The following is a 17,318-nucleotide window of genomic DNA, read 5'->3' as shown; positions in this document are numbered from 1 at the left end:
GAAGATGGTTAGCCGTATAGCCATCAATATTCAGTGAAAACAGCGTCTTTACAAAACAAAACGTAAAACTATGCCCAATTGGTGTGGCAATGGGATAAATTTAGAAAAGGGACTGGAATATGGCTAAGCTATTATTTCGGTGTCAGTTAAAAAACGTGACTGTTTCGCTAATTGGACAGTGGTTTTTTCTGGAAATACCACTTATTTCCGATTACTTGCAAGGATACTCTGGCGACCTCATGATGAAATTTATTCTCCCGTTCAAGCTAAAAAAACTGACTTTCAGTGCTGGTTTATTGCTCTTGGCACTGCCTTATGCACATGCAGCTGACTCTCCGGTGCCGCCTACAATAGAGGCTAAAGCCTATGTATTGATGGATTACAATAGCGGAAAAGTGCTGGCTGAGGGGAACAGTGACCAGCGCCTTGACCCGGCCAGCCTGACAAAAATCATGTCCAGCTATGTGATTGGGCAGGCGATTAAAGCGGGTAAAGTGCATCCGGATGATTTAGTGACTGTCGGTAAAGATGCCTGGGCCACGGGTAACCCGGCATTACGCGGCTCCTCATTGATGTTTTTGAAACCGGGCGATCAAGTGAAATTGTCCGATTTGAATAAAGGCATTGTTATTCAGTCTGGTAATGATGCCAGCATTGCGCTGGCTGATTATATTGCCGGTAGCCAGGACAGTTTTGTTGGCTTGATGAATAAGTACGCCAAAGCGCTCGGCCTGAATAATACCAATTTTATGACAGTGCATGGCCTGGATGCTCCGGGGCAGTACAGTACCGCGCATGATATGGCGGTATTGGGGCAGGCGCTCATTCGTGATGTTCCGGACGAATATGCCCTACATAAAGAGAAAGAATTTACCTTTAATAAAATTCGGCAGATAAACCGTAATCGGCTGTTATGGAACACAAATATTAACGTCGATGGTATGAAAACCGGTTTTACCACCGGTGCCGGACATAATCTGGTAGCTTCAGCGACCGACGGGCCGATGCGGTTGATTTCTGTCGTGCTCGGCGCACCCAGTGATCGAGTACGTTTCAGTGAAAGTGAGAAACTGCTGACTTGGGGCTTCCGTTTCTATGAAACCGTGGTGCCGATTAAGGCCACGAAACCTTTTGTGACGCAGAAAGTCTGGTTTGGTGACACCGGGCAGGCTGAGCTGGGTGTGGCCGAGGATGCCGCCATCACCATCCCAAAAGGGCAGATGAAAAATCTGAAAGCCAGTTATAAGCTGAATGAAACAGAATTGCGCGCGCCATTGGCGAAGCATCAAGTGGTCGGGACTATTGATTTCCAACTGAATGGGCAAACTATTGATCAGCGCCCGCTGGTGGTATTAAACGAAGTCAAAGAGGGCGGGTTCTTCAGCCGCATCTGGGATTTTGTGATGATGAAAATCAGCCAGTTGTTTAGCTAGTCTTTTAACTTATTGATTAATAAGAGAGAGGGCAGCTATCAAGCCGCCCTTTTTATGATTTTTCAGAGAAATCAGTTACAGGCTACAACCTTGATGGCCAAACCACCACGGGAGGTTTCACGGTATTTTGAGTTCATATCTTTACCGGTTTCATACATCGTTTCGATGACTTTATCCAGACAGACACTTGGCTCACTGGTGCGGCGCAATGCCATACGCGCCGAGTTGACGGCTTGCACGGCGGAAATTGCGTTACGCTCAATGCATGGCACCTGAACTTGCCCAGCCACCGGGTCGCAAGTCAGCCCCAAGTTGTGCTCCATGGCGATTTCAGCCGCGATACAGACTTGAGCCGGGCTACCGCCCATCAATTCAGCCAGACCCGCGGCAGCCATGGAACAGGCCACCCCGACTTCTCCTTGGCAACCCACTTCAGCGCCAGAAATGGATGCGTTCATTTTATACAACGCACCAATAACACCTGAAACCAGGAAATAGCGACTGTAGGAATTCTCATTCACTGGGCGAATGAATTTATCGTAGTAAGCCAGTACCGCCGGGATAATCCCGCAAGCCCCGTTAGTCGGTGCTGTTACTACGCGCCCACCCGCGGCATTTTCTTCATTGACGGCCAAGGCATACATATTGATCCAATCGACAACCATCATCGGGTCGGCATTATGTTTGTCTGTGGTGACCAGCATACGGCGCAATGCAGCCGCACGACGCGGGACTCTCATTGGGCCGGGCAATAACCCTTCAGTATTAATACCGCGTTCAATACCGGCCTGCATGACATCCCAAATGGCAGCAAAGTGCGCGCTTATCTCGGCTTTACTGTGCAGCGCCAGCTCATTTTTCATCACTAAGCCAGATAAAGATAAACCGGTATCTTTACAATGCTTTTGCAAATCACGGGCAGAATTGAATGGGTAGGGTACAGCCACCGCGTTACTGTCTTGTTGACCAAAATGAGCTTCATCGACAATAAATCCGCCGCCGATGGAGTAATAGGTTTTGCTGAAAAGACATTCATCACCCGCGTGTGCGCTGATGGACATGCCATTTTCATGCAACGGCAAGTTGGTTTCATGGAAGTTCATCCCGCCGTTTGCCAGGAAATCAACTTCGTGGCTGCCATTGGCCAGCAACAGACGCTCGCGTGCTGCTACATCACGGATAAACCCCGGAATAGCATCAATATCAACAGTATCGGGCAAATTCCCCGCCAGACCCATAATAATGGCGATATCAGTATGGTGGCCTTTACCGGTCAGAGACAAAGAGCCGTAAACATCAACAGTGATTCGGGTGACGGCAGAAAGATGCCCCAGTGTGATTAAATCATCGGTAAACAGCTTGCCAGCCTTCATCGGGCCGACGGTATGAGAGCTGGAAGGACCAATACCAATCTTGAAAATGTCAAAAACGCTGACCATATATTAGCCTCTTAAAGGTTCTAATTATTAAATTATTTACCCCCGTCATACTTCAAGCTGCATGTGTGTTGGCAGTCTTCGCTCCCCCAAATCATTGACTGGCGTCAACTCATCGGGATTTACTCAGTAGCCGCCTTCCTGCAACTCGAATTATTTGGGGTGTACATTGCCGTGGAATAGAGAGCCGATGCGGACGCACCGGCTTTTGAAACAATTATCAGTGGACGATAATTCGCTGGCCGTGGAGGTTGGCCAGCGTCAGTATCATTTACCGAACAGGCTGAACAAGATTGCAGAGATAGCAATAAGGCCCATGATGACGACGAATACGTTACTGACTTTACCGCTGTATTTGCGCATCGCTGGAACTTTATGGATGGCGTACATTGGCATCAGGAACAACAGCATCGCGATGATTGGGCCGCCCAGGGTTTCAATCATGCCCAGAATACTTGGGTTCATGGTTGCTACGATCCAGGTGGTGACCAACATGAATATTGCAGTAATGCGGTTCAGTTTGTCATGATTGATTTCTTTGCCTTTGCTGCGCAGAGATTTGATCATCATGCCATTGAAGCCTTCACGTGCGCCCAAGTAGTGGCCCAAGAAGGATTTGGTGATAGCGATAAAGGCAATAACTGGCGCCATGTAGGCAATCATTGGGGTATTAAAGTGGTTAGCCAGGTAAGACAGAATGGAGATATTCTGGCTTTTCGCTTCTGCCAAGTCCGCTGGAGACAAGCTCAGGACACAGCTGAATACGAAGAACATTACGGTAACAACCATCATGATGTGAGCAAAAGCTAAAATGCGCGAGCATTTTTTCTCAGCATCAACACCATATTCTTCACGTTTTGCTACAGCAAAGGCGGAGATAATTGGGGAGTGGTTGAATGAGAACACCATTACCGGAATGACCAGCCACAGTGTCATCCACAGGCCACTACCGGTGCCGTTACCATCGATTGATACATGCTCAAAAATGGCACTTGACCAGTTAGGGATCAGGTAAACCGCCAGCAGCATCAATACCGCAACAAATGGGAATACCAGAATACTCATTGCTTTCACAATGGCGTGCTCACCAAAGCGCACGATAGTCATCAGGCCGATGATAAGGATCAGCGACAGAATGGCACGTGGCGGTGATGGCAGATGCATCTGGTGGGTAATAAAGCTATCAACGGTGTTGGTAATCGCCACACTGTAGACTAACAAAATTGGGTAGATAGCGAAGAAGTAAAGCAGAGTAATCAGCTTACCCGCGCCTTGGCCAAAGTGCTCTTCAACCACTTCAGTGATGTCTTCACCAGGATTTTTACCTGACAGCACGAAACGGCACAGGCCGCGGTGTGCATAAAATGTCATCGGGAAAGCAATGATCGCCATAACAATTAGCGGCAGCAGGCCGCCGATACCGGCATTGATTGGCAGGAACAAAACGCCCGCACCGATAGCTGTACCGTACAGACCCAGCATCCACATGGTGTCACTTTTACGCCATGTGCTTGATGAAGTTTTTCCCGTGGAGGCAATGGTGCCCGCTTGAGTAGTGTCCATGAAAAATCTCCAATGTGAACACGTTAATTTAAAATTAAGAGCCGAAAGTTAAGTTCCTGTAATGCCTTATTTAGCGACACTATCAGGCAAAAAATTCAGTCAAAACGATTTGTTTAAAATGGGTGCCCTGGTTATTACTTGGTGTCGTAGTCGTGATTTAAGCCTAAACGTTAAAGTGCAAGATTTAACCGATTTTAAGTGAGTAAATTCGCTTCATCGGCTATTTTTGTTGTTCTGAGAGGAACAGTAGTTTTTGCTGGCGGCAAGATAGCGATTTGTAGTGAAAACTACCGTGATCATGCTCGCAAATGCTCAATAAACTCGCCCTCTGTAATTTGTTGCGAATTTACAACTGATTGTTAAGTAAATGTTTGCAAGTTATCAATAAGAGTAATTAAAACGCACTTTTCTTATTGAGCAATAAACAAGCAACTATTTTTTTCATCCCCTCTTTCTTGGTGGGCAATATATTTTAACCACGCTTGTGAATCTAGTGAAAATCAGGTTTTTCACTGATTTATTGATGAATGTCATTAATTTAAAATAATCAAATTAAACTAACTTATTGATATTTATTGTTTTTATATTTTATTTTTGATTCGGGCGGGCAACTGAAGTTGATGGTGATATAAGCAAGGAAATAAGAATATAACAATATATCTCATTGTTCGGCAGAATAAGTCAGAGGGTGACTATTGGCATTTTATGGTTTATTTGTCATATAAAAAATGGCAGCGGGTTATTTGTCTGACAATAAGATAACGCTATTCTTTTACTCGATCGTATTAAAACAACGCCAAATGTTAAATTAATTTACCTTAAATTAAAATATTAGCGGATATTAATTCTACAATGGAATTGCGTTTTAAAAATATTATAAGTAAAAATGACTTATAACCATAATTAAAAAATGGTTATTTTGATTAAATATAATTCAATTTTTAGCTGAGAAATGTACGGGTAGGGCTGCCCACCCGGTATTTAAGCGGTTAAGATTTTTGCTGCAATATCAAGCCTAACAGTAGGTTTTGATATTATGCTGTAAAAAAAACTGACTAAATTCACTATTAGGTTGGCGGTTGGTCACGACAGAGTCAAACAGTGTTAATGCGCCGATACTGGCGGGTTTTATTTTGCCAAACTTACTGTGGTCAGCCACCAGGATTTTATGCTGAGATTTGGCAATGGCTCGGTGCTTTACCAGGATTTCGTCGAAGTTGAAACAGGTGGCGCCATACTCAATGGAAATACCAGCCGCAGAGATAAAAGCTTTGTTTGGGCAAGCATTATCCAGCTCATTATGCTGGCTGATAGGTGTGAAAATGTAGTTATTAGGTTTGAATTCACCACCACATAAAATCACTTTGCAATTAGGTTTATCTTGTAGGGACAGGAACGTATTGAGGGAATAGCAGATGGCAGTAAAATGCAGCTCTTCATCTATCTCGTCGATTATCGAAGGAATTGTGGTGCCACAATCAAAAAAAACGGTGTCATTTTCCACGATAAGAGGTGCCGCCAACTGGCCGATTCGGCGTTTTTCTTCGACTTGTTTGGCTTGCTGGTCAGAGACAAAGTAGTTATTGGCATTATTGCTCTTAGGGTCCATCACCACATAACCACCGAGTAAAATGACGGAGGTGGGTTCAGCACTCAGATCCCGCCGAATCGTCATTTCTGAAACATGCAGCAGATTAGCGGCGTCTTTCAGATGGATTTTGTCGGAACGCTTAAGGGCCTGACTAAGTTTATTGATGCGTTCTGCACGGCGAGTTTCCATAAGCTTTCCCTGACGAGTTATTTTCAAGACCATTAAATGTAAAGCAAAGAGTGCCAGACAGTGCATGACAAATACAGTACATAGCCAATAAATAAGCCCGGCAATAACCGGGCTTGATATCCATCATCCTCCAAGTTGCCCGCTTATTGACTGCCGCGTGTCAGCACCTTGAAATCTATTAGAGATATACTAAGTTAGTAGCTTGATGCAGATGCTTGCTGGCCTGAGACGATTGCCACACCAGAGCTGGTGCCAATTCGTGTCGCTCCCGCTTTAATCATTGTTTCTGCTGTAGCGCGATCACGCACCGCGCCGGAGGCTTTAACACCCATTACTGGGCCTACTGTGGCGCGCATCAATTTGACATGGTCTTCTTTAGCGCCGCCGGTGCTGAAACCTGTTGAGGTTTTAACAAAGGCGACATCAAGCTCACGGCACATTTCACAAACTTGTACGATTTGTGCATCACTGAGCAGACAAGTTTCTAATATTACTTTCAACGGTGTGGAGGCGCAATTATCTCGCACCGCCTTGATGTCGGCTTTAACTTCGGCAATTTTGCCACTTTTCAACCAGCCAACATTGATAACCATATCAATTTCTTGTGCGCCAGCTTTGATGGCCGCCTGAGCTTCAAAAGCTTTTGCTTCGGTCAGACCAGCACCCAGTGGGAACCCAATGACTGAGCACACTTTAACCGCAGTGCCCGCTAACTGCTGAGCCACGACCGGAACATACCCAGAGTTAACACATACAGCATAAAAATGGTGCTGTTTAGCTTCTTCACACAGTTTAATAATTTGTTCTTCGGTGGCATCCATTGCCAATAGGGTATGGTCAATATAATTAGCGTAATTGATCGTCATGATTATTATCCTTTATTCGTCTGTAAGTTGGCTCTTTTGTTATAATAGTAACATTTACAGTAAAAAACAAAGCCATTCTCACATTATTAGCTATTTTTGATTTTATTTTGTTATTTAAATTACATTTCTGAGTGGCTAGCTAATGCGTGAATATATTGGGATGGATATAATTGATTGTTTTTAATCATGATGTTTGGCGACATTGCCAGCATTTAAGCTGCTGGCAATGTGAGATTAATAACGCGAGGTATTAGCTTCTGACCCATCCTCTGCGGATAGGCAAGGCAAAAATCACATAATAAATGCGCTTCAGCCCATCTGAAATAGCCTCGCCGAACAAGTTCCACACCAACTGTGCGAACAGGCAGCCGACAATTCCCAGTAAAAATCCACCCACCATATCTAATGGCCAATGCACACCCAAATAAATACGTGACCATGCAATCGCGGCGGCGATAATCATCATGCTGATAGCGGACCACAGTTTGTGCCAGAACACAAAGGCGAGAGCAAAAGTGAAAATAGCGGTGCCGTGGTTACTGGGGAAAGAGCTGTCAGGTGCATGACTCATAAAATTATAGCCAAAACCGACGACAAAAGGCCGGTCATGAGGAATAAGCATCCCGATGCAAGCGGCTGAAAGCATAGAAAAAGCAAGCGCGATGGCGGTTTTGATCACTAAGGTTCGCTGCGAATCCATGGTGTTTTTCGGCCCCCATAACCACAGCCCCACCAATGATATGGGGATAATCATAATCAAATCGCGTGCGATAAAAGTCGCAAAAGAAATCATCCATGGTGATGATGCTGGAGTCGCATTTATCATGGAAAAGAAAAAGTAATTCATTTGTTCAATCATTCTATACCCTTAGCACGGTTGTAATAACCGCTTATCATCCAATACACAGCCAACTGACTAAGCCAAACCCACCAACCTGCCCACAAGTTATGGCTAAGAAAATGCGCTCCGCGCATGATTTGCCCAAAACCCATTAACATGCCAAGACTCACACCGGCGAACCAACACAATAAAGCCCACTGTGGACGCTCGGGGTAAAACAAGAAAAACAATGCCATTACTGCAAAACCACTGGATGCATGGCCGCCAGGGAAACAGTGACCAGGGCCAGCACCGATCGGAGCAGTCCCCATCAGCAGATAGCTGAGGGATTTACCGCCATACTCCACAAGATCCCAAGGGCATGAATGCGCGCTGGTAGCTTTTAGAATCCCTATCACCAGCGGGCCGACGCCAAATAACAACATCGCGGCCACTAAGCGCCCATTGCGGCGATAAATGCCCCATAGCAATGTGATGATGGCAGCACTGATAATGGTGATTTTCAATAACCGATGGTTCAGTAAATCCAGCCAATAATTATTTTCCCATGGAAAATGTTGTGAGGCGGGATCAAACCAATAATTACTGATAAGCCAATCCAGCTGTGCGTTGCGGGATAACCAAAGAAACAGTAATCCACTGATCAACAATGCAAAAGCCTGCCAAAAATAAAAGGATAACGGCAGCGAGTAAAGGGAGTTTGTCCTAATTGTCAGTGTTGTTGAGGTATTATTTAATGTCGATGTAATGGCGTCAGATAGAGAGGCGGGTTTATTGGTCTTCACAAAATAGCCCGGAGCAGAAGTAGTGGTGGTCGTACTGTAATAATTTCGTCTTAAGAAAGCCTTAAGGGCGATGAGAATGGGGGACTTGAATTTCAGGCAAGAAAAAACCCGATTAGTCTTGAACCTAAGAAGGCGGGACTATCGGGCTCCTCAATATGGGGACATCAAAGAAAAGCAGTGGCACTAAATCAGACCCCAGTCTGGTAAGAAAGTTCTAGGGAAATGAAAAAAGGTTAAAATAATGTTTAGCTTTGTCTCGAATGTCTTTTTTAGTGCACTAGCCTAATATTCCCGGCCAGACAATGACGATTAATGAACCCGCCAATGTCAGTAACACGTTCGCAATGGCATAGGTACCGGCGTAACCTAATGCAGGGATGTTACTGCGAGCCGTATCACTGATGATATCCATGGCCGGTGCGCAGGTACGCGCGCCCATGATTGCGCCGAAAAGCAGGGCGCGGTTCATGCGTAATACATAAGCGCCAAAGATAAAACAGATAACCACGGGAACCAAACTCACGATCAAGCCGGAAATCAGCATTTGCCCGCCCACGGCACCCAGGCTGCTATTAATACCGCCACCTGCACTTAGCCCGACGCCCGCCATAAAGACCATCAAGCCGAACTCTTTCACCATATTTAGCGCCCCTTGCGGGATATAGCCGAAAGTCGGGTGGTTAGCCCGTAAAAACCCGAGCATGATGCCAGCCATTAACAGACCGGCGGCATTACCAATACCAAAACTGAAATTACTGAATTGGAAAGTAATCAAGCCAATCATTAATCCCAAAATAAAGAAGGCACAGAATGCCAGCAGGTCGGTGACCTGGCTGTGAATGGAGATAAAGCCAATTTTTTCTGCCACGCTTTTGACGCGCCGAGCATCACCGCTGACTTGCAAGACATCGCCTTTATTCAACACCACATTGTCATCAATCGGCATTTCAATCTGGCTGCGGATCACGCGGTTCAGGAAGCAGCCGTGGTCGGTCAGTTTTAAGTGGCTGAGGCGCTTACCGACGGCATTGCTGTTTTTGACCACAATCTCTTCAGTAACAATGCGCATGTCCAGCAAATCACGGTCGAATACTTCTTTTCCGTTACGGAAACTGGGATCAAGACGGGAATGGGCATCGGGATAGCCGACCAGCGAGATTTCATCGCCAACTTGCAGCACCGCGTCACCATCTGGGTTCGCCAAGATACCATTGCGGCGAATGCGCTCGATATAGCAGCCAGTTTGGCGATAAATCCCTAATTCACGGAGGTTTTTACCATCGGCCCACGCCACTAATTCCGGGCCAACGCGATAGGCGCGAATAACCGGTAAATAGACTTTGCGCTGGCTGTCAGTATCAAGGCCGCGCTCACGAGCAATTTGCTGAGCACTGGTCGGCAAGTCTTGATGCTGTAGTTTGGGTAAATATCTCGCGCCTAAAATCAGGCTGACCAGCCCAATAAGATAGGTCAGGGCGTAACCCAGGCTCAGATTATCTTGGGCGTGTTGCAGCGCCGGATTATTGGCGATGGTGTGGCGTAAAGTATCGCCAGCCCCCACCAACACCGGGGTGGAGGTCATTGATCCGGCCAGCATCCCGGCCGTCAGACCAATGTCCCAGCCAAAGAGTTTACCCAGCCCCAGCGCCAGAATCATCGCACTGCCTACCATGACCAAAGCCAGCATCAGGTAGTTTTTGCCGTCGCGGAAGAAAATAGAGAAAAAGTTTGGGCCAGCTTCGACACCGACACAAAAAATAAACAGCATAAAGCCCAGATTCAGTGCTTCAGTATTGATAGTAAAATGCTGTTGCCCAAGCAACAGTGATACCACCAACACACCAATAGCGTTACCTAATTGAATAGGCCCTAATCGCAGTTTACCCAGGCATAACCCCAGCGCTAAAACCACGAATAACAGCAAGATGTAGTTGCCGTTTAACAAATTTGCGACGTTTATATTCACGAGTATGACTTTCTATTCAGCCAGGATAATCCACGATATATACGCCCTTAATGTTAAATCAGAGCGACACATATCTTGTAATTTAAAAACCGTTTAATTCTAAAAAATACCGCCGACAGGATATAAATGTAGGCAATAGCGTGGGTTATTCTAGTCGGTCTGCTGCGAGACAGCCAGTAGTAAGCGGGAAGTTTGGTGTAGCTAGCGGGATATGCTTAATTATTAACTAAGTGCAGGGTTATCTGTTGGGAATGAGCCACATAAAGTGACTTTGGTCGGCCGCGATGACTGCGTTGATAGCAATGACAGGTAAGAAAAAAGGGCCGCAATGGCCCTTTTTCGCATAAAACTCATCATTATTGGCACTGCGGCTGTTACTGGTGGCACACCAACGGATCAGTTTGTCTGCCGATTACTTGAACAGGCTCAGATTTTCTTTAGCATAGGCTTCGAAATCTGTGCAACCGCCAATGTGTTTCTCATCGATAAAGATTTGTGGCACGGTTTCTACCGGTTTGCCGACCGTTTTTTCCAGATCAGCTTTGGTTATCCCTTCCGCGTGAATATCGATGTAACGGAATTTAAAATCGTCGCGTTCAGTTTCCAGTTTTTCCGCCAGTTCTTTGGCACGAACACAGTAAGGACATCCAGGACGCCCAAAAATCACAGCAAACATGTAAAACTCCTTGATTAAATTGAGGTAATCACTTCGTCAACAGTTACTGATATATTCAACTGTTAAATAACTTCTAGCGTATTACTCACTCTCACTTGGGTCTACTATGCCCTTTGGTGCAGTGAAAAAAAAGCAGGATTTACCTGTTAATCTGATTAATCCTACCTATTTGCTTCTCGATACTGTTACAAATAGTGAGGATTCAATACACTGGTTAAAAGCGAATAGAGGGCTTGTCGGAGGTAAAGATGCGCTCATTAGGAGATATGCCTCGTATTGTTATCGTGGCAGAAGTGCTGGGGATGTTGTTATTGGTTATGGCCTATTTAAGTATTAATGACTATGTGTCACTACCTGGCTCTATTGGGACACCGGCTGTTGCCATCATGATGATTTTTATCGGGATTGCTTTGATGATCCCGGCGGCAACTTGCATTGTTTGGCGTGTAGCCCATGGTTTTGGCCCGCTATTAGGCAGCGCTGATAGAGTATCCAGGCCACAATCAAAGAAAGAGTTAGAAGAAGCGGGAACCAAAAAAGAGAATAAATCTGGGTAAGGCCATGATTAAGTCTTTTTGGGGACATTAAATTAGTCGGGATTGAAGTGGCGCTGTCGGTCAATATTCCGTAAGCTATTCCACTTTTCATATTATGAGAATCGTGAGGTAGGTAGTTATGGATTCACTCATCGTCCCGGATTTAGCCTTATTACGGCGTTGGCTGGATCAACTCGGTATCTCATTTTTTGAGTGCGATTCCTGCCAGGCACTGCATTTGCCGCATATGCAAAATTTTGAAGGGGTGTTTGATGCCAAAATTGATTTGGTTGATAACATTATCCTGTTTTCAGCGCTGGCCGAAGTGCGGCCGACCGCTTTGATCCCGCTGGTTGCGGACCTCAGCCAAATTAACGCCAGCTCACTGACGGTGAAGGCTTTTATTGATATTCAGGATGATAATCTGCCAAAACTGATTGTCTGCCAGTCACTGACGGTGGAAGTCGGGGTGACATTGGCGCAATTCGGCTATTTTATGCAGCAGTGTGAAGAGCAGATTTCGATGATTATTCTGGAGGCGCGTGCGAACGACTTACTGTTTATTGGTAATAGTGAAGACGATGAGTTGCCGCAAACCGCCACTGCTTACCCTGTTATTCATTAATTGACGGCCGTGCATCAATAATCAGAGTGCTACTGATAGCCAGTGGCACACTGCCATTCCCTCAGTAAACCATAATATATTCTGCTTTTTACCCTCCTTTGCCAGATATTTGTCGCCGTTTATGCCATTAGTGGCGCATTACATAGATAGAATATGCATAAAAAATCGATAAAAGGCGTTTTTTACCCTAGAGTCTGGTGCGGATTACCAACTGCGGTTATGCTGCTCTTTCTGCAAAGGGCATAATATTCCTCCGCAAAATCAGTGATTATCCTTATTAGGTTAATCATCACCCACAGTGCATAGTCATGCATAGGGTATTTGTGGCAAGAGCGCTCGGCAGGACAAAGGCGTTGTATCCTACGGATGCACATTTATCGCACTAATTTACCCCCTATTTTGGAGGAGTTAACGGATGTTCACCCAACGTAAAAAGTGGTTATCGGGTGTTGCTGCTGGCCTATTAATGGCTGCGTCCGTCTCAGCATCTGCTGAAGAAAAAACACTGCACATTTACAACTGGTCTGATTATATCGCGCCAGATACGCTGGCTAATTTCCAAAAAGAAACCGGCATTAAAGTTGTCTATGATGTGTTTGACTCCAACGAGGTGTTGGAAGGTAAATTGATGGCGGGGAGCACTGGGTTTGACCTGGTGGTGCCGTCAGCCAGTTTCCTTGAGCGCCAATTGTCTGCGGGCGTATTCAAGCCGCTGGATAAAAGCAAATTACCGAATGACAAAAATCTTGATCCCGAGTTGTTGACCTTGGTCGGCAAGCACGATCCGGATAACAAATACGCGATTCCGTATCTGTGGGCGACCACCGGTATTGGCTATAACGTCGAGAAAGTCAAAGCGGTGTTGGGGAAAGATGCCCCGGTAAATAGCTGGGATTTGGTGCTGAAACCTGAAAATCTTGAGAAGCTGAAAAGTTGTGGCGTTTCCTTCCTGGATGCACCAAGCGAGATTTTTGCTACTGTACTCAATTACTTGGGCAAAGATCCTAACAGTATTCAGGCCACGGATTACACCGGCCCGGCGACTGAATTGTTATTAAAATTACGCCCCAATATTCGTTATTTCCACTCTTCACAATACATTAATGACTTGGCTAACGGGGATATCTGTGTGGCAGTGGGCTGGGCTGGCGATATCATGCAGGCCTCTAACCGCGCCAAAGAAGCCAAAAATGGTGTGAATGTGGCTTACAGTATTCCAAAGGAAGGGGCACTAGCCTTCTTTGATGTATTTGCCATGCCAGCGGATGCTAAAAATCAGGATGAAGCCTATCAATTCCTGAATTATCTGATGCGGCCAGATGTGATTGCCAACATCAGCAACCACGTGTTTTATGCCAATGCCAATAAAGCGGCGACCCCGCTGCTGAACGCAGAAGTCCGTGATAACCCTGGTATTTATCCGCCAGCCGATGTGCGAGCTAAAATGTTCACATTAAAAGTGCAAGATCCCAAAATTGATCGCGTGATCACCCGGGCTTGGACCAAAGTGAAAAGTGGTAAATAAACCATTGGCGGGAATCAGCCGCAGGCGATGAGCTGCTCACTGATAACGCGTTGATGGATAAGTAAAATAGACCATGGTAGGGACAGGGAGTTTATCTTCCTGTTCCTGTTTTTTATTGTGCCGCAGCTTGAATGCGGCCTGTTCTGCTTTCACGGAGAGCACGCTGAGTGAATGATGTCATTCCCCGCCCGCAGCCAAAATCCCAAAAGGTGTTTACACCCTTGTTGGAGATTCGCAATTTAACCAAATCATTTGATGGTCAGGCCGCTGTAGATGATGTCAATTTGACCATCTACAAAGGCGAGATTTTTGCCCTGTTAGGGGCTTCAGGTTGTGGAAAATCCACCCTATTGCGCATGCTGGCCGGTTTTGAACAGCCGACACAGGGCCAGATTGTCCTCGATGGGCAGGATTTGTCGCACGTGCCGCCTTATCAGCGCCCAATCAATATGATGTTCCAGTCGTATGCATTATTCCCGCATATGACTGTTGAGCAAAATATCGCGTTTGGTTTGAAGCAAGACAAATTGCCCACGAATGAAATCAAAAGCCGGGTGGCAGAAATGCTGACACTGGTGCACATGCAAGAGTTTGCCAAGCGCAAGCCCCATCAGTTATCCGGTGGTCAGCGCCAGCGAGTGGCATTGGCACGTAGTCTGGCTAAACGGCCAAAGTTGCTGTTGTTGGATGAGCCGATGGGCGCGTTGGACAAAAAATTGCGCGACCGCATGCAACTCGAAGTGGTGGATATTCTGGAGCGCGTAGGGGCAACTTGCGTGATGGTGACCCACGACCAGGAAGAGGCCATGACCATGGCTGGGCGCATTGCCATTATGAACCGTGGCAAATTCGTGCAAATTGGCGAACCGGAAGAGATATACGAGCATCCGAACAGCAGATTCAGCGCCGAATTTATCGGTTCAGTGAATGTGTTTGAAGGCGTATTAAAAGAGCGACTGGATGATGCATTGATTATCGACAGCCCCGGCCTGCGCCATCCACTGAAAGTAGATTCGGATGCTTCTGTGGTTGACGGCGTGCCTGTTTTTGTCGCCTTGCGGCCAGAAAAAGTGATGTTGTGTGAACAGGTGCCGGAAGATGGCTGCAACTTTGCGGTCGGTGAAGTGGTACACATTGCTTATTTGGGTGATTTGTCCATTTATCACGTGAAATTACACAGCGGACAAATGCTTACCGCGCAGCTACAAAATGGCCACCGTTACCGTAAAGGGATGCCAACTTGGGGTGATGAAGTACAACTTTGCTGGGATGCCGACAGCTGTGTTGTCTTAGGTAGCTGATCGTTTGGGGAGCAAAAATATTGTGATACCAAAATCCACCCGTGGAGCAGCACAACCATCGGCCCGAGCTGTAGGGCCGGTAAAAGCGCTGATTCAACGTTTCCAAATGTCCCATGGCCGGAAATTGGTCATCGGCATCCCTTATTTATGGTTATTCTTGCTGTTTATGTTGCCGTTCCTGATTGTATTCAAAATCAGTCTGGCGGAGATGGCGCGCGCAGTTCCACCTTATACCGATCTAGTGACCTGGCTGGACGGCAAGCTGGATATCTCGCTCAATCTCGGCAACTATCTGCAACTGCTTGATGATCCACTGTATATCGATGCTTACCTACAATCACTGCAAGTGGCGGGGGTATCCACTTTATGCTGTCTGATTATCGGCTATCCATTGGCTTGGGCGATTGCCCATAGCAAATCATCTACACGCAATATCTTATTGCTGCTGGTTATTCTGCCATCATGGACATCATTCCTGATTCGGGTGTATGCCTGGATGGGGATCCTGAAAAATAATGGCATTTTGAATAACTTCCTGATGTGGACGGGGATTATTGATCAGCCGCTGATTATTCTGCACACCAATTTGGCGGTATATATTGGCGTGGTGTATTCCTACCTGCCTTTCATGGTGTTGCCTATCTATACCGCACTGACCCGATTGGATTACTCATTGGTCGAAGCGGCATCGGATCTGGGTGCCAGGCCCTTTAAAACCTTTGTCAGTGTGATTGTCCCGTTGACCAAAGGGGGGATCGTGGCCGGTTCCATGTTGGTATTTATTCCGGCGGTCGGTGAATTTGTTATCCCTGAACTGCTCGGCGGCCCGGACAGCATCATGATTGGTCGTATTTTATGGCAAGAATTCTTTAATAACCGTGACTGGCCAGTGGCCTCCGCCGTCGCGACAGTCATGTTAGTGTTACTGATCGTGCCGATTATTTGGTTCCACAAGCACCAAAATAAAGCAGCAGGAGGCGCGGTATGAATAACCTACCGGAAGTGCGCTCGGTCTGGCGTCGGATTATCTTGATTGTCGGCTATACCTTCTTATATGCGCCGATGTTGATGTTGGTTATATACTCATTTAACAGCTCGAAACTGGTCACTGTGTGGGCGGGGTGGTCTATCCGCTGGTATATAGAGCTGTTCAATGATTCGGCGATGATATCAGCGGTGGGGTTGAGCCTCACTATCGCAGCGGCTTCTGCCACCATGGCGGTGGTGTTGGGGACGATAGCGGCGGTGGTCATGGTGCGCTTTGGCCGTTTTCGCGGCTCGAACGGTTTTGCTTTTATGCTGACAGCCCCACTGGTGATGCCCGACGTCATTACCGGTTTATCATTATTGCTGCTGTTTGTCGCCATGAGCCATGCAATTGGCTGGCCAGCGGAGCGCGGCATGTTCACCATCTGGCTAGCACATGTGACTTTCTGTACCGCCTATGTGACGGTGGTTATCAGTTCCCGTTTGCGCGAATTAGACCGGTCAATCGAAGAAGCCGCTATGGATTTGGGGGCGACCCCATTGAAAGTGTTCTTTGTGATTACTGTGCCGATGATTGCTCCAGCATTAATCTCTGGTTGGCTACTGGCTTTTACCCTGTCACTGGACGATTTAGTGATCGCCAGCTTTGTCGCCGGGCCGGGTGCAACGACCTTGCCGATGCTGGTGTTCTCTAGTGTGCGCATGGGGGTGAACCCGGAGATCAACGCGCTGGCGACACTGATTTTGCTGGTGGTCGGGATTATCGGCTTAATTGCGTGGTGGTTTATGTCCCGTTCGGAAAAGCAGCGGTTGCGCGAATTACGCAAAGCTGCCCGCAGTTGATTATTAATAAATGGCTAATTGTGAATAAGTGGTTAATTATCAATCAGTGGTTAATTGTGAATAAGTGGTTAATTATCAATCAGTGGTTAATTGTGAATAAATAGCTGATTAGCCTGAAAACTGTTAGTCTTTCATTATCTTTTGACGCCGCTTTC

At 46.4% G+C, this 17,318-nt stretch carries 15 protein-coding genes; 7 read left to right on the top strand and 8 right to left on the bottom strand.

Going from position 1 to position 17,318, the window contains the following annotated elements:
- The first annotated feature begins 239 nt into the window (after positions 1-239).
- Positions 240-1,433, top strand: coding sequence for a serine hydrolase (locus OP863_RS12865; RefSeq protein WP_050291304.1), 1,194 nt, complete (start codon positions 240-242; stop codon positions 1,431-1,433).
- Positions 1,434-1,504: 71 nt separating this feature from the next.
- Here the strand turns inward: OP863_RS12865 and OP863_RS12860 are convergent, their stop codons facing one another.
- The 8 genes from OP863_RS12860 to OP863_RS12825 all read right to left on the bottom strand — a co-directional run bounded on the left by OP863_RS12860 (position 1,505) and on the right by OP863_RS12825 (position 11,346).
- Entirely contained in the window at positions 1,505-2,872 is a 1,368-nt protein-coding gene (locus OP863_RS12860) for an L-serine ammonia-lyase (protein ID WP_050291303.1), read from the bottom strand.
- 264 nt (positions 2,873-3,136) lie between these two features.
- Positions 3,137-4,432 carry an HAAAP family serine/threonine permease gene (locus OP863_RS12855; RefSeq protein WP_038632005.1) on the bottom strand — a complete coding sequence of 432 codons (1,296 nt, stop codon included), beginning with the start codon at positions 4,430-4,432 and terminating at the stop codon, positions 3,137-3,139.
- A 1,015-nt stretch (positions 4,433-5,447) separates the two neighbouring features.
- On the bottom strand, positions 5,448-6,212 hold the full coding sequence (deoR, locus tag OP863_RS12850) for a DNA-binding transcriptional repressor DeoR (protein WP_038632007.1): 765 nt from the start codon (positions 6,210-6,212) through the stop codon (positions 5,448-5,450).
- Positions 6,213-6,406: 194 nt separating this feature from the next.
- Entirely contained in the window at positions 6,407-7,078 is a 672-nt protein-coding gene (gene deoC, locus OP863_RS12845; RefSeq protein WP_038632009.1) for a deoxyribose-phosphate aldolase, read from the bottom strand.
- A 250-nt stretch (positions 7,079-7,328) separates the two neighbouring features.
- Complete coding sequence (gene ybjG / locus OP863_RS12840) at positions 7,329-7,934, bottom strand: undecaprenyl-diphosphate phosphatase (RefSeq protein ID WP_186368491.1); 606 nt, start codon at positions 7,932-7,934, stop codon at positions 7,329-7,331.
- Positions 7,934-8,605: a phosphatase PAP2 family protein gene (locus OP863_RS12835; protein WP_186368364.1), complete on the bottom strand. Its 672-nt coding sequence runs from the start codon at positions 8,603-8,605 to the stop codon at positions 7,934-7,936. The genes ybjG and OP863_RS12835 overlap by 1 nt, the downstream gene beginning before the upstream one ends.
- A gap of 376 nt (positions 8,606-8,981) precedes the next feature.
- Positions 8,982-10,670 carry an aspartate:alanine antiporter gene (locus tag OP863_RS12830; RefSeq protein ID WP_050077825.1) on the bottom strand — a complete coding sequence of 563 codons (1,689 nt, stop codon included), beginning with the start codon at positions 10,668-10,670 and terminating at the stop codon, positions 8,982-8,984.
- A 412-nt stretch (positions 10,671-11,082) separates the two neighbouring features.
- The gene (locus OP863_RS12825; RefSeq protein WP_004389584.1) at positions 11,083-11,346 is read right to left on the bottom strand and encodes a GrxA family glutaredoxin; all 264 of its coding nucleotides are present in this window, start codon (positions 11,344-11,346) and stop codon (positions 11,083-11,085) included.
- A gap of 248 nt (positions 11,347-11,594) precedes the next feature.
- Between OP863_RS12825 and OP863_RS12820 the strand changes: the two genes are divergently transcribed.
- The 6 genes from OP863_RS12820 (at position 11,595) to potI (ending at position 17,163) form a co-directional block, all read left to right on the top strand.
- Positions 11,595-11,903, top strand: coding sequence for a YbjC family protein (locus OP863_RS12820; RefSeq protein ID WP_265525377.1), 309 nt, complete (start codon positions 11,595-11,597; stop codon positions 11,901-11,903).
- 118 nt (positions 11,904-12,021) lie between these two features.
- On the top strand, positions 12,022-12,507 hold the full coding sequence (locus OP863_RS12815) for a YbjN domain-containing protein (RefSeq protein ID WP_145509528.1): 486 nt from the start codon (positions 12,022-12,024) through the stop codon (positions 12,505-12,507).
- A gap of 415 nt (positions 12,508-12,922) precedes the next feature.
- Positions 12,923-14,032 carry a spermidine/putrescine ABC transporter substrate-binding protein PotF gene (potF, locus tag OP863_RS12810; protein ID WP_038632017.1) on the top strand — a complete coding sequence of 370 codons (1,110 nt, stop codon included), beginning with the start codon at positions 12,923-12,925 and terminating at the stop codon, positions 14,030-14,032.
- A gap of 167 nt (positions 14,033-14,199) precedes the next feature.
- Positions 14,200-15,333: a putrescine ABC transporter ATP-binding subunit PotG gene (gene potG / locus OP863_RS12805; protein WP_265525376.1), complete on the top strand. Its 1,134-nt coding sequence runs from the start codon at positions 14,200-14,202 to the stop codon at positions 15,331-15,333.
- A gap of 22 nt (positions 15,334-15,355) precedes the next feature.
- Positions 15,356-16,321, top strand: coding sequence for a putrescine ABC transporter permease PotH (gene potH / locus OP863_RS12800; protein WP_038639443.1), 966 nt, complete (start codon positions 15,356-15,358; stop codon positions 16,319-16,321).
- The gene (gene potI / locus OP863_RS12795; protein WP_145591203.1) at positions 16,318-17,163 is read left to right on the top strand and encodes a putrescine ABC transporter permease PotI; all 846 of its coding nucleotides are present in this window, start codon (positions 16,318-16,320) and stop codon (positions 17,161-17,163) included. Before potH ends, potI begins: the two co-directional genes overlap by 4 nt.
- Positions 17,164-17,318 lie beyond the last annotated feature (155 nt).

Source organism: Yersinia sp. SCPM-O-B-9106 (C-191), from assembly GCF_026183365.1.
Taxonomy (GTDB): domain Bacteria; phylum Pseudomonadota; class Gammaproteobacteria; order Enterobacterales; family Enterobacteriaceae; genus Yersinia; species Yersinia rochesterensis.
This window is presented reverse-complemented; position numbering and strand designations above follow the sequence as displayed.

Excerpts from the sequence above, each read along its gene's own strand:
- OP863_RS12865 (WP_050291304.1), top strand. The coding sequence starts at position 240 with ATGATGAAATTTATTCTCCCGTTCAAGCTAAAAAAACTGACTTTCAGT.
- OP863_RS12860 (WP_050291303.1), bottom strand. The coding sequence starts at position 2,872 with ATGGTCAGCGTTTTTGACATTTTCAAGATTGGTATTGGTCCTTCCAGC.
- OP863_RS12855 (WP_038632005.1), bottom strand. The coding sequence starts at position 4,432 with ATGGACACTACTCAAGCGGGCACCATTGCCTCCACGGGAAAAACTTCA.
- deoR (WP_038632007.1), bottom strand. The coding sequence starts at position 6,212 with ATGGAAACTCGCCGTGCAGAACGCATCAATAAACTTAGTCAGGCCCTT.
- deoC (WP_038632009.1), bottom strand. The coding sequence starts at position 7,078 with ATGACGATCAATTACGCTAATTATATTGACCATACCCTATTGGCAATG.
- OP863_RS12825 (WP_004389584.1), bottom strand. The coding sequence starts at position 11,346 with ATGTTTGCTGTGATTTTTGGGCGTCCTGGATGTCCTTACTGTGTTCGT.
- OP863_RS12820 (WP_265525377.1), top strand. The coding sequence starts at position 11,595 with ATGCGCTCATTAGGAGATATGCCTCGTATTGTTATCGTGGCAGAAGTG.
- OP863_RS12815 (WP_145509528.1), top strand. The coding sequence starts at position 12,022 with ATGGATTCACTCATCGTCCCGGATTTAGCCTTATTACGGCGTTGGCTG.
- potF (WP_038632017.1), top strand. The coding sequence starts at position 12,923 with ATGTTCACCCAACGTAAAAAGTGGTTATCGGGTGTTGCTGCTGGCCTA.
- potI (WP_145591203.1), top strand. The coding sequence starts at position 16,318 with ATGAATAACCTACCGGAAGTGCGCTCGGTCTGGCGTCGGATTATCTTG.